This is a genomic window from Actinophytocola sp. (assembly GCF_045807065.1).
In the GTDB taxonomy this organism is placed as follows: Bacteria; Actinomycetota; Actinomycetes; order Mycobacteriales; family Pseudonocardiaceae; genus Actinophytocola.
In genome coordinates this window covers 1-11,522 of the sequence record NZ_JBJMIE010000352.1, presented here as the reverse complement: position 1 = coordinate 11,522, position 11,522 = coordinate 1, and the positions used below count along the sequence as shown (strand labels likewise).

Below are 11,522 nucleotides of genomic sequence, written 5' to 3'. Positions count from 1 at the left end.
TAGCGGGCGAGCACGTCCTGGTGGTGCTCCTCGCGGGTGACCGTGACCGCCACCTCGCCCGTGAGCATGACGAGGCCCGCCGTGGAGTTCTCAACCATGGCCCTTGCATCGTGCAACTTCCGCTTCCGTTACCGAACCAGGTTCATGTCTTGCGCCGCTGTCGCATGTCTGCCTATAGTTTCACCTGTCAGAAAAACATGACATGTGTAGGTGTGAGATGACTGGCGACGATCTGGTCGAGCTGTTGGCCGCCCTGGCCAACCCGATTCGGCTGCGGATCATCGCCCGGCTGGCCGAGGGGCGGCAGTACGTGAGCCAGCTGGCTCGTGACATCGGGGTGAGCCGTCCCCTCCTCCACATGCACCTGCGGAAGCTGGAGGCGGCCGGGCTGGTGGCCGGCAGCCTCGAACTGTCGGCGGACGGCAAGGCCATGAAGTACTTCGAGGTCACCGGCTTCGACGTGCGGCTCACCGCGGCGGCGCTCGCCGCCGCCGCCGAGTCCCTCTCCCCATCGGCACGCAAGGAGCAGCCGTGACCTGGCCCAACGCCATCATCATCCTCGGCGCCATGATCGTCGTGATCATCCTCATCGGCGGCGCGTTCTCGACGTACCTGGACCTCCGCAAGGCGAAGCTCGTCTCCGGACAGGAGGAGGGCCTACGCCAGCTCGTCCAGCGTTACGAGCAGCTCGCCGAGAAGACCCTCGACACCCAGCAGCGCATCGCCGCGGACGTGGCCGAGCTGCGCACGCGCACAACCGCGATCGAACAAATCCTCAGAACGGTGGACTGAACGATGAAGGCAATGGTGCAGGACAGCTACGGGCCGCCGGACGTGCTGGAGTTGCGCGACATCGACCGGCCCGAGCCCGCTCCCGACGAGGTGCTCGTCCGCGTGCACGCGGCCGGTGTCGACCAGGGCACGTGGCACCAGGTCAGCGGCCTGCCCTACCTGGTGCGGTTGGTGTTCGGCCCGCGCCACCCCCGGGTGCCGGTCCCCGGGCTGGACGTGTCGGGCGTGGTCGAGGAGGTCGGCGCGCGGGTGACCGAGTTCCGGCCGGGTGATGAGGTGTTCGGCATCGGCAAGGGGACCTTCGCCGAGTACACGACGGCGAAGACGGTGGTGCGCAAGCCGGCGAACCTGACGCACGAACAGGCCGGCGCGGTGGCGGTGTCCGCGTGCACCGCGCTCGCGGTCACGCGCGGCGTCGAGGCGGGCCGGCGGGTGCTGGTCATCGGCGCGGGTGGCGGCGTCGGCTCGTACGCGGTGCAGCTGGCGACGGCGGCCGGCGCGTCGGTGACCGGCGTGTGTGGACCGTCCAAGGTGGACCTGGTGCGTTCGCTGGGCGCGGTCGAGGTGGTCGACTACACGCGGGAGCCGCTGACCGGCCAGTACGACCTGGTGGTGGACATCGCCGGCGGGCGGCCGTTCCCCGTGCTGCGGCGGCTGCTCACGCCACGCGGGACGCTGGTGCTGGTCGGCTCGGAGGAGGGCGGTCACTGGTTGGGCATGGGCCGGCAGTTCGGCGCGCTGATCCGCCGGCCGTTCTGGACGCAACGCCTCCGGGCGCCGATCTCGATCGTGCGCAGGGCGGCGCTGGACGAACTGAGCGCGCTGCTCGCCGACGGCACGATCACCCCGGCCGTGGACCGGACCTTCGCACTCGGCGACGTCCCCGCGGCGATCACCTACCTGCGCGACGGCCACGCACGCGGCAAGATCGTCGTCACCCCCTGACCGCCGATCGGGCGCCGGCCGGGCACCGCCCCAGGTCAGGCCGGGATCGCGAGCAGGTCCTCGTGGTGGACGGTCGCGCGCGGCCGCGCCGACAGGCGACGGTTGAGGTACTCGTCCGCCTCCGGCACCAGGGCGGGGTTCTGCTCGCAGGCGGCCGACACCCAGCCGCGCAGCCACTCCTCCAGCAGCCTCGGCCGGTCCGGTCCGAGGCGCCACGGGCTCGGTCTTCTGTGGACGGTCGCGCCCAGCCGGCTGAACGCCGCCGACATGGTCACGACCGCGGACGGGCCGAGGAGAGCACGGCCGTCCACCGTGCGCCGTTGGTGGGCGTTGAACGCCGCCGACAGCGGCTCGTCGAGGGGGTCCGACGGGGTCAGTTCGACCCGGCCCACCACCGAGAGCGCGAACAGCGCGGGGCAACCGGCTCCCACGCACGCCGCGGCGAGGTTCGTCACCTCCTCGGCGGTCAGGATGTCCAGCAGCGCGGACCCCGTGACCAGTGCCGTCCCCGACAGGTCCGCCGAGGTGAGCGTGGCGATGTCCCGGTGATCCGGCACGCCTCCGGGCACCGACGCGGCCGCCACCTCGAGCAACGCCGGGTCACGGTCGGTCAGCACCCACTTCCGCGCACCGGGCAGCCGGGCCCCCAGCCACCTCGCCATCGACCCCGTGCCGCTGCCCAGGTCGCGGACGACGAGGTCGTCGCCGGTCAACGAGGTCCGCAGTGTCGTCAGCAGCTCTTCCGCGCGGGCGTCGGCGTCGGCCGGTTCGCGCAGTGCCAGCCATTCCGGTGAGAACTCAGTCATCGACAACTAACACGCGGGACCTCCGGCAACGGTTCAGAACGGTTCAGAACCGTACGGAGGTGGCGTGCGTATTCAGTGGCGAAAACAGATCTTGTTGAGGGCGGAACAGATCGTGGAGGACTTTGTGACGGCACCGATCACCCGGACACTCACCATCGCCACGCTGGCGTTGGCCGGGCTGCTGACCCTGCTCACGCTCGCCGGCTCGGCCGGGCTCGGCCCGCCGGGCTGGCTCGCGGGGACGGCGTTCGCGATCGCCGGGTGGGCGGTGCTCGCCGAGGCCATGCCCCGGTACGGCACGACGCGGTTCGGGCCGGCCGACCTGGTAACGCTCACACGGGCCGTGCTGGCGGGCGCGGTCACGGCGCTCGTCGCCGATCCCGGCCACTCGCGGGCATCGATGTGGCCACTCGTGGTCCTCGCCGGGCTCGCGCTCGCGACCGACGCGATCGACGGCAAGGTCGCGCGGCGCACCGGAACCGTGTCGAGGTTCGGGGCGCGGTTCGACATGGAGGTCGACGCGTTCCTCATCCTCGTGCTCAGCGCGTTCGTCGCCACCCGCCTCGGGTGGTGGGTGCTCGCGATCGGCGCCATGCGCTACCTGTTCGTCGCCGCCGGGCGGATCTGGCCGTGGCTGCGGGCGCCACTGCCGGACCGCCTGTCCTGCAAGACCGTCGCCGCCGCGCAGGGGATCGTGCTCACGGCGGTCGTCCTGCTGCCCGCGAGCCCCGCCACCGTCCTGGTGGGGCTCGCGTTGTTAGCGCTCACGTGGTCATTCGGGCGGGACGTGCGGTGGCTGTACCGCGACCGCGCGGCGGCACCGGTGGTCGCCGCGCGGGACAAGGCGGCCCCGGCGCCGCGACTGCGGCGGATCGTGCTCACCACGCTCGCCGGCGCGCTCGTCCTGGTCGCGCTCCTCGCGCCGACGAACCTCGGCGACCTGTCGCCCGCGACGTTCGTGCGCATCCCCGTCGAGGGGCTCATGGTCGCCGGGCTCGTCCTCGCGCTCCCCCACCGGGCGCGCCGCGTCGCCGCCGCGTTCGTGGGGGTGGGCCTCGCGGCGCTCACGATCATGAAGGTGTTCGACATCGGGTTCGAGATGTACACGGGCCGGCCGTTCCACCCCGTGTACGACTGGTCCGCGCTGCGTCCCGCCCTCGAGTACCTCCAGGACACCGCGGGCTCGGCCGTCTCGGTCGTCGCCGTGGTCGGCGCGGTCGTGCTGGTCCTCGGGTTGGTCGCGGCCATGGTGCTCGCGGTGCTGCGGCTGACGAAGGTCGCGGTCGGCCGGCGCACGTTCGCGACCCGCGGGATGGCGGCGCTGTCGGTGGTCTGGGTGGCCTTCGCCGTGCTGGGCCAGCCGGTGGCGGCCAACTCCGCGGCGACACAGGTGTTCGACGACATCCGCCAGGTCCACGCCGACCTCGTCGACCCCGACGTCTTCGCCCGCGACGTCGCCGCCGACCCGTACAAGTACAGGCGCGGCGACCAGCTGCTGAACGGCCTGCGCGGCAAGGACGTGATCCTCGTGTTCATCGAGAGCTACGGCCGGGTCGCGGTCCAGGACACCGACATGGCGCCCAGTGTCGACAAGGTCCTGGACGAGGGCACCGTGACGCTGCGCAACGCCGGGTTCGCGGCACGCAGCGCGTTCATGACGTCGTCCACGTTCGGCGGCATCAGCTGGCTCGCGCACGCCTCCGTCCAGTCCGGCCTGTGGGTGGACAGCCAGCCGCGGTACGACGCGCTGGTGAACACCGACAGGTTGACGCTCACAGGGGCGTTCGACCGCGCCGGCTGGCGGACCGTCGGCGTCGCGCCGTCGATCGTGCGGGACTGGCCCGAGGGCGAGTTCTTCGGCTACGACCACGCGTACGTCCGCGACAACGTCGGCTACCGGGGCCCGCACTTCGCCTACGCCAAGATGCCCGACCAGTACACGATGTCCGCCTTCTACCGCAACGAGATCGCGCCGGCGGACCGCAAGCCGGTGATGGCCGAGATCGACCTCGTGTCGAGCCACATCCCGTGGACGCACCTGCCCCGCATGATCGACTGGAACACGATCGGCGACGGCTCGATCTACGGCCCGATGCCGGCGCAGGGCAAGACGCAGGCCGAGGTGTGGTCCGACGCGGCGTCGGTCCGGGCCGCCTACGCCGAGTCCATCCGGTACTCGCTCGACACGCTCATCTCCTACCTGACCACCTACGGCGACAAGGACACGGTGATGGTGTTCCTCGGCGACCACCAGCCGGGTCCCTCCGTGTCGGGCGACACGCGCAACCACGACGTGCCGATCAGTATCGTGGCGGGTGACCCGGCGGTCCTGGACAGCATCGACAGCTGGGGCTGGCAGGACGGCCTCCACCCGAGCCCGTCGGCGCCGGTGTGGCGGATGGACGCCTTCCGCGACCGGTTCCTGACCGCGTTCGGCACACCGGAAGGACATCAGGGGACATGACGCTGCCGATGGGCACGTCCGCCGACGCGCGAGACCGCTCGGTGGCCGTGCTCCCGGTCGGTAGTTTCGAGCAGCACGGGACGTTCCTGCCGCTGGCGACGGACACGGTGATCGCGATGACGGTCGCCGCGGCCGTCGCCGCGGCGTATCCGGTGCTGCTCCTGCCGCCCGTGACGATCTCCTGCTCGCACGAGCACGCCGCCTGGCCCGGCACCGTCAGCATCTCCGCGCCGACCCTGCACGCGATCGTGCGCGACGTCGCGGAGTCGTTGCGGCGGCAGGGAGTCGACCGGTTGGCGGTGGTGAACGGCCACGGCGGCAACTACGTGCTCGGCAACGTCGTGCAGGAGGCGAGCGCCCGGGGCGAGCGCATGGCGCTGTTCCCGACCGAGGTGGACTGGCTGGCGGCCCGCGCGGCCGGCGGCGTCGAGACGGGCCCGGACACCGACATGCACGCCGGTGAGTTCGAGACCTCGCTGCTGCTGCACGCACACCCGGAACTCGTGCCGGAAGACTACGCAGCGCACGACGAACGCGCCGACGAGCGCGACCGGTTCCTCACGCTGGGCCTCGCCGCCTACACCAGGTCGGGCGTGGTGGGCCGGCCGTCACTGGCCACCGCCGAGAAGGGCGCCGGCGCGCTGGCCCACCTCGTCACCGCCTTCGCCGACGTGCTCGCGGCCCTGGACCAGGGACCCACGCGAGACCGCTGAACCACCCGGGACCACGCCGAGTGCCCCGGACCCCGCGAGGGGTCCGGGGCAGGCGTTCATGTCCTCAGGCCAGGTGCGGCAGCAGGTGGTCCAGCCGCTCCCGCTTGGTACGCAGGTACGGGAGGTTGTCGTCGTTGGGCGCGATCAGCAGCGGCACCCGCTCGACGATGCGGATCCCGTTGCGGCGCAACGAGTCCAGCTTCTCCGGGTTGTTCGACAGCAGCCGCACCGCCGACACCCCGAGGTCTTCGAGGATCTGCGCCGCCACGTCGTAGTCGCGGGCGTCGACCGGCAGGCCCAGCGCCAGGTTCGCCTCGACGGTGTCCAGGCCGTCCTCCTGCAGGCGCATCGCGGCCAGCTTGGCCATCAGGCCAATCCCCCGGCCCTCGTGGCCCTTCAGGTAGATGACCACGCCGGCGCCCTCGGCGACCACGCCCCGCATCGCCGCGTCCAGCTGCGGGCCGCAGTCGCAGCGGGTCGACGCGAACACGTCACCCGTCAGGCACTCCGAGTGCAGCCGCGTCAGCGCCGTGGTGCCCGCCACCTCGCCGTACACCAGCGCCACGTGCTCGTGTCCCCACCTCGGGTCGACATACCCCACCGCGCGGAACTCCCCGTACGCCGTGGGCAGGCGGGTCTCCACCATCCGCTCCACGTGCGAGACATCCGATCCGATATCAGCCAGATCCGTCATGCCGCCACCCTCTCTCGTCTGCGGACGAGCATCAGCGCGCCCGGCAGGCTCGCCACGAGCCCCAGCAACCCGTACGCCACCGCCGCGGTCAGGCCCTGCGCCGCCCCGAGTCCGGCGGCGGCGAACATCAGCGCCGTCACGCCCTCCCGGGGACCCCAACCGCCGACGTTCACGGGCAACCCCATCGCCAACAGTGCCACAACCACGATCGGCAGCAGCTGCTCCGCCGACTGGGTCGCCCCCGCTGCCTTCATGGCGATCAGGAACAGCGTGATGTGGCCGGCCAGCGCCGCCGCGGACAGCAGCGCGACGCCCGGCCACGCGTCCCTGGCCAGCAGGCCGTTGCGGACGTCGTCGATCGTGCGCCGCCACCGCGAACCCATGCCGATGAACCGCCGCGCCGCCAGGTACACGAGCGCCAGCACCGCGACCCCGGCCACGATCAGCAGCCCGACACTGCGTGCCGGACCGGTCAGCAGCACCACCACACCCGCCACGATGATCACGGCCTGGCCCGCCATCCGCTCCAGCACCACGGCACGGACACCCGCGCCGACGTTGCCTTCCTGGCGGCCGTGCTGGACGGCGCGTTGCACGTCCCCCAGCACGCCGGCGGGCAGCACCGCGTTGAGGAACAGCGCGCGGTAGTAGTCCGCGACCGCCTTCCCCAGCGGAAGCCGCAGCCCGAGCCGGCGTGCGACGAGGCACCACCGCCACGCGCACAGCACGGTGGTCATGAGCCCGATGCCGAGCGCGGCGACCACGTCGGGCGTGTCGATCACCCGCAGCCCGGCCACGAACCCGTTCGCGCCGAGCTTCCACATGAGCGCCACGACGATCGCGGCACCCGCGCCGAGCTTGAGCCAGTTCCAGAGTTTCCCATTCATCGAAGTACCCCCGCGAGCCGTTTCGCCGCCGTCGACCAGTCCTCGACGTCCCGTGCCCTGGCCGTCTCACGCAGCCGGTCGCGCAGTGCGGCGTCGGAGAGCCAGCGGCGCAACGCCTCGGTGAGCGCGGGCACGTCGTCGGGAGGCACGAGCATTCCCGGCGTCCTGTTGGTGTCCCTGCCGAGCGTGAAGGGCAGCGCGTCGACGTTCGTGGTGAGCACGGGGATGCCGCGGACGAGCGCCTCGGTCACCACCATGCCGAACGTCTCGCGCCGGGACGGCAGCACGAGCAGGTCGGTCTGGCTGAACGTCTGCTCGAGGTCGTCGCCCCACAGCACGCCGGCGAAGATCATCTTGTGGGTGATTCCGTACTTGTCGACCAGTGCCTGGATGCGCCGCGCGTAGGAGGGGTCGGCACGCAGCGACCCGGCGCACACGCACGTCCAGGGCAGTTCGGCGAGGTTCGCGAGCGCCTCGACGAGCACGTCGTGGCCCTTGCGCCTGGTCACCGACGCGAGGCACAGCAGCCGGTTGCCGGCCTCGGTGCCGGCGGCGAGCGGCGCGGGGTCGGTGCCGGGCGGCGCGGTGCGCACGCGGCGCGGGTCCAGCCCGTGGTGGGTGATCACGCGTCGGGTCGACCACTCGCTCGTGGTGATGACGGCCGTCGCCGCGCGGAGCACCTCACGCTCGCGCCGGTCGAGGCCGGCAGCACGCTCGGGCGGCAGCCCGGTCTCGTCGGCGAGCTGGAGGTGCAGCACGACCACCAGCCGCAGCCGGCGCGCGTGCGGCACGACCACCTCGGGCACCCCGCACGCCACGAGCCCGTCGATCAGCACCGCCGACCCGTCCGGGATCTCCCCCAGCGTCTGGGACAGCGCCACGCGCGCCTTGGTGCTCGGCGTGGGCCAGCGGCCCGGCACGGGCACCTTCTCCAGGCCGAGCAGCTCGCACATCCGTCTGCCGTAGGTGTTGCCGCCACTGGCGACGGTGACGTCGTCGACGTCACCGGGCAGGATGAAGACGCCGCTCACGATGTCCCCTCACCTGCTCGCCGGCATCGTTCGTCGGCGTCCCGCGCCCGTTCGCTCCGCGAGCTCCACGCACACGTCACAGGGACCGCCGGTAGCTCGCCCACGCCACATGGGACTCCTTCAGCGTCACCGTGATCTCGGCGAGGCCCCGGGCGCCCTCGCCCAGTGATCCGCTGTGGACGCGTTCCGCGAGCCGGTCGGCGACCACCCTCGCCAGGAACTCGGTGGAGGTGTTGACCCCCTTGAACTCCGGCAGGTCGTCGAGGTTGCGGTAGTTCAGCTCGCCGAGGACGGTCTTCAGCTGGTCGGTCGCGAGTCCTATGTCGACCACGATGTTGTCCGCGTCCAGCTCGGCACGCGAGAACGTGGCGTCCACGACGAAGGTCGCGCCGTGCAACTGCTGCGCGGGGCCGAACACCTCTCCGGTGAAGCTGTGCGCGACCATCATGTGGTCGCGGACGGTGAGGCTGAACACCCGGCGCCTCCTACGGTCGGCTAGTCGCTGTCGTAGGTAACACGCAGGCAGAGCGAAGACGGTTCACGACTGATCAGTTTCGGCAAAACCGCAGGTAGGTCGTCGAACGAGCATTCACCGGTCACCAGTGCGCCGAACGCGGCGTCGCTCAGCAGGTCCAGTGCGACGCCCAGTCGCTCCGCGTAGCTCCTCGGCCGGTTCGGTGACACGGTGCCGACCTGGCTGCTACGGATGGTGAGCCGGCGCGAGTGGAACCACTCCCCCAGCGGCACGCTCACCCGGCGGTCGCCGTACCAGCTCAGCTCCACACAGGTGCCTTCCGGCGCCAGCAGCTCCAGCGCCCGCGTGAGCCCCTGCTCGGAGGCGCTGGCGTGCACGACGAGGTCGCAGTCGCCCAGCGCGTCGCCGGGCAGCGCGAAGTGGACACCGAGCTTCCCCGCGAGCTCCGCCTTCGCCGGGTCGATGTCGACGAGCTGCACGCGCGTGGCGGGCAGTCCGGCCAGGATCCGCGCGACCGACGCCCCGACCATGCCCGCGCCGATCACCGCGATCCGGTCGCCGACCTGCGGCGCGGCGTCCCAGACGGCGTTGACCGCGGTCTCGACCGTGCCGGCGAGCACGGCCCGCTCGGCGGGCACCGCCGCGGGCACCACGGTCACCGCGGCCGCCGGCACGACGTAGCGGGTCTGATGTGGATACAGGCAGAACACCGTGCGGCCGACGAGCTCCGCCGGTCCGGTTTCGACGGTGCCGACGTTGAGGTAGCCGTACTTGACGGGCGCGGGGAAGTCGCCCTCCTGGAACGGCGCCCGCATCACGTCGTGCTGGCTCTCCGGCACCCCGCCGCGGAACACGAGCGACTCGGTGCCGCGGCTGACCGCCGAGTAGAGCGTCCGCACCACCACCTCGTCCGGCCCCGGCGCCGGCAGCTCGACCGGCCGGATCTCACCCTGCCCCGGCTCCCGCAACCAGAACGCCCGCTCCATCGCCACACTCCTCCGCCTCGTCGACCGCCCGTCACCCTACGGCGACCTCGGCGGTCCCGCGGGGGACGAGGAGCGCGGCGGCCGTCCCGGCCAGCGCGACGACGCCGGCGCCGAGGAAGCCGAGCCGGTAGTCCGCCGCGAAGGGGGCCAGCAGTGCGAGCCCCACCGCCGTGCCCAGCTGCGCGGAGGAGTTGAGCGCGCCGGAGGCGACGCCGTGGTGTTCCCGGGCGGCCTCGGTGCCGGCGTGCGTCGAGGCCACGGACGCGGCGCCGAGCCCGGCGCCCAGCACCGCGAACCCGGCCACCAGCTGTGTCACCGGCATCCCGCCGGCCGGCAGCGTCGCGAACACGACGGTGCCGGCAGCGACGGTCGCGAAGCCGGCCAGCAGCGTGCGCCGGGCGCCGAGCACCCGCAGCAGGGACGGCGCCGCGAGGGAGGCGGCGACCACAGCCACGTTGAACACCGGGAACAGCAGTGCCGCGCGCGCCGGCGACAGGCGGCACACCTCCTGCACGTAGAGCGTCGCCAGGTACATCACCGGCGTGGTCGCCGCAGTGAGCCCCAGGGCGGTCAGGTTCGCGCCGGCCGCCACGCGCAGCACCGGCAGGAGCGGGTCGGCCGTGCGGCGCAGGCGCCGGACCAGTCCGGCCGCCGCGGCGACGGCCAGGACCAACAGCAACCAGCTCGTCACCGCCGGTACACCGGCCAGGGCGTAGACCACCAGGCCGACCGCGGCGATCGTCAACGCCGCCCCGGCGATGTCAACGCGCACATCGCGCCGCTCTCCGGCCGGCAACCGCCGCACGCCCAGCAGGAGCAGGCCGATGGGCACGTTCACCCAGAACACCGACCGCCAGTCGAGGAACTCGGTCAGCAGCCCGCCGAGCACCCAGCCGCTCGCGCCGCCGCACGCGGCGGCCGCGGTCCACCAGCCGACGGCCTTGCGGCGGGCGGCACCCGGTTCGGTCATCGCGGTGAGCAGTGCGAGCGCGGCGGGCGACAGCAGGGCCGACCCCGCGCCCTGCACGGCCCTGGCCACGACCAACGCGGCCGGCGCCCACGCCAGCGCGCACCCCGCGGACGCCCCCACGAACAACGCCGTCCCGAGCCGGAACGCCCGGCGCGGGCCGAGCAGGTCGGCGAGCCGCCCGAACGGCACCAGCAGGGCGCCGAAGACCACGGTGTACGCCGTGATCACCCACGACAGGCCGCCTGGCGCGAAGCCCAGCGCCGGCCCGATCGCCGGCAGCGCCGTGGTCACGATGGTCGTGTCCAGGACCACCACGAACTGCGCGACGCACACCGTCGCGATGTTTCCAGTCAAACGGTCCATGGGGGTAACCGTAACCGAGGTTTCCGGTAAGGTGGGATTCGATGGAAACACGAGAGCTGCCGATCGTCGCGGGCCATCTCGCGCTGGACTTCGCCAACACGGTCGACGACCCGCTCGGCCCGGCCCGGCACGACCACCTCGCCACCTACGAGGACCTGGTGCGCTGGTCGGTCCGCGCCGGCGTGCTGAGCGACGAGCGGGGGTCGGCGCCGTCGGGAGCCGCACTGCGGCGGGCACACGCGCTGCGGGACACGCTGAACGAGGTGTTCGGCGCGGTGGCGACGGGTGACGAGGTGCGCTGGGAGGAGCTGCGGCCCTACGTCGTGGACGCGGTCGCCCATGCGTCTCTTTCCGAGACCTACTCGTTGACCTGGCCCGACGCCACCGAGCCGCATG

13 protein-coding genes are annotated in these 11,522 nt (G+C 72.3%); 6 read left to right on the top strand and 7 right to left on the bottom strand.

The window, feature by feature from the left end; genetic code table 11:
- Nucleotides 1-217: 217 nt before the first annotated feature.
- Genes ACJ73U_RS20545 through ACJ73U_RS20535 form a run of 3 tightly spaced genes read left to right on the top strand, consistent with a single transcriptional unit; the run spans nt 218 to nt 1,737 of the window.
- Entirely contained in the window at nt 218-535 is a 318-nt protein-coding gene (locus ACJ73U_RS20545) for an ArsR/SmtB family transcription factor (protein WP_407779280.1), read from the top strand.
- A complete protein-coding gene (locus ACJ73U_RS20540; RefSeq protein WP_407779279.1) occupies nt 532-792 on the top strand; it encodes a hypothetical protein in 261 nt (86 codons plus the stop codon). The genes ACJ73U_RS20545 and ACJ73U_RS20540 overlap by 4 nt, the downstream gene beginning before the upstream one ends.
- Before the next feature lie 3 nt (nt 793-795).
- Nucleotides 796-1,737 carry an NAD(P)-dependent alcohol dehydrogenase gene (locus tag ACJ73U_RS20535; protein ID WP_407779278.1) on the top strand — a complete coding sequence of 314 codons (942 nt, stop codon included), beginning with the start codon at nt 796-798 and terminating at the stop codon, nt 1,735-1,737.
- A 35-nt stretch (nt 1,738-1,772) separates the two neighbouring features.
- Here ACJ73U_RS20535 and ACJ73U_RS20530 read toward each other — a convergent pair whose 3' ends face one another.
- Entirely contained in the window at nt 1,773-2,543 is a 771-nt protein-coding gene (locus ACJ73U_RS20530) for an SAM-dependent methyltransferase (RefSeq protein WP_407779277.1), read from the bottom strand.
- A 124-nt stretch (nt 2,544-2,667) separates the two neighbouring features.
- Here ACJ73U_RS20530 and ACJ73U_RS20525 point away from each other — a divergent pair, with 124 nt between their 5' ends.
- Entirely contained in the window at nt 2,668-5,007 is a 2,340-nt protein-coding gene (locus ACJ73U_RS20525; protein ID WP_407779276.1) for a CDP-alcohol phosphatidyltransferase family protein, read from the top strand.
- The gene (locus ACJ73U_RS20520) at nt 5,004-5,720 is read left to right on the top strand and encodes a creatininase family protein (RefSeq protein WP_407779275.1); all 717 of its coding nucleotides are present in this window, start codon (nt 5,004-5,006) and stop codon (nt 5,718-5,720) included. The genes ACJ73U_RS20525 and ACJ73U_RS20520 overlap by 4 nt, the downstream gene beginning before the upstream one ends.
- A 64-nt stretch (nt 5,721-5,784) precedes the next feature.
- Here ACJ73U_RS20520 and ribA read toward each other — a convergent pair whose 3' ends face one another.
- The 6 genes from ribA to ACJ73U_RS20490 all read right to left on the bottom strand — a co-directional run bounded on the left by ribA (nt 5,785) and on the right by ACJ73U_RS20490 (nt 11,126).
- Nucleotides 5,785-6,414 (bottom strand): GTP cyclohydrolase II, encoded by a 630-nt coding sequence (gene ribA, locus ACJ73U_RS20515; RefSeq protein ID WP_407779274.1) that lies wholly within the window; start codon nt 6,412-6,414, stop codon nt 5,785-5,787.
- Nucleotides 6,411-7,301 (bottom strand): lysylphosphatidylglycerol synthase transmembrane domain-containing protein, encoded by an 891-nt coding sequence (locus ACJ73U_RS20510; protein WP_407779273.1) that lies wholly within the window; start codon nt 7,299-7,301, stop codon nt 6,411-6,413. Before ACJ73U_RS20510 ends, ribA begins: the two co-directional genes overlap by 4 nt.
- Complete coding sequence (locus ACJ73U_RS20505) at nt 7,298-8,332, bottom strand: glycosyltransferase family 4 protein (protein ID WP_407779272.1); 1,035 nt, start codon at nt 8,330-8,332, stop codon at nt 7,298-7,300. Before ACJ73U_RS20505 ends, ACJ73U_RS20510 begins: the two co-directional genes overlap by 4 nt.
- A 76-nt stretch (nt 8,333-8,408) precedes the next feature.
- Nucleotides 8,409-8,807, bottom strand: coding sequence for a 6-pyruvoyl trahydropterin synthase family protein (locus ACJ73U_RS20500; protein WP_407779271.1), 399 nt, complete (start codon nt 8,805-8,807; stop codon nt 8,409-8,411).
- A 20-nt stretch (nt 8,808-8,827) separates the two neighbouring features.
- The gene (locus tag ACJ73U_RS20495) at nt 8,828-9,793 is read right to left on the bottom strand and encodes a zinc-dependent alcohol dehydrogenase (RefSeq protein ID WP_407779270.1); all 966 of its coding nucleotides are present in this window, start codon (nt 9,791-9,793) and stop codon (nt 8,828-8,830) included.
- A 31-nt stretch (nt 9,794-9,824) separates the two neighbouring features.
- On the bottom strand, nt 9,825-11,126 hold the full coding sequence (locus ACJ73U_RS20490; RefSeq protein WP_407779269.1) for an MFS transporter: 1,302 nt from the start codon (nt 11,124-11,126) through the stop codon (nt 9,825-9,827).
- A 41-nt stretch (nt 11,127-11,167) separates the two neighbouring features.
- Here ACJ73U_RS20490 and ACJ73U_RS20485 point away from each other — a divergent pair.
- On the top strand, nt 11,168-11,522 hold a 355-nt coding region (locus tag ACJ73U_RS20485), incomplete at its 3' end, for an ABATE domain-containing protein (protein ID WP_407779268.1).